Here is a 504-nt window from a genome sequence, read left to right as displayed (position 1 = left end):
CTGCCGCACCGAGCACCGCAACCAATGCCGCCACCAGCGCCCAGGGATTGAAGCGGCGGTTCAGCGCATCTTCGATCAAGGTCACGTGCAATGGCGTGAGGATGGTGAACAGCAAGACTTCCGGCACCGTCAGCACCCGGAAGCTCAGGTACAGGCAGACGTAGGTCACGCCGAACTGCAACGCGCCGATCAACAGCATCCCGCGCATGAATGCCGGTTCCACCTGACGCCAGCGGGTCAACGGAATGAACACCAGCCCGGCCAGCAACACCCGCACCAGCACCGCGAAATAGCTGTCGACATGACCGACCAGGTATTCGCCGATCAGACTGAAGGAAAACGCCTGGATCAGCGTGACAAAAAGTAGATAGCCCATGCTCGCCTCGTTTCGAATGGCGGCGACGATAGCGGGTTTTGCTATTCACTGCGAATCATCAGGCAACACACAAATCCCCTGTGGGAGCGAGCCTGCTCGCGATAGCGGTGTGTCATTCAACAATGATG

At 58.7% G+C, this 504-nt stretch carries 1 protein-coding gene; it reads right to left on the bottom strand.

Going from position 1 to position 504, the window contains the following annotated elements; all coding sequences use genetic code 11:
- A partial coding sequence (locus AC1DH9_RS30785) for an EamA family transporter (RefSeq protein ID WP_477809539.1) occupies positions 1 to 376 on the bottom strand: 376 nt, incomplete at its 3' end.
- Positions 377 to 504 lie beyond the last annotated feature (128 nt).

It is taken from the genome of Pseudomonas sp. 05T35, assembly GCF_056396605.1.
Note: the sequence above shows the minus strand (reverse complement) of the source record. Positions and strands in the feature narration are given on the sequence as shown.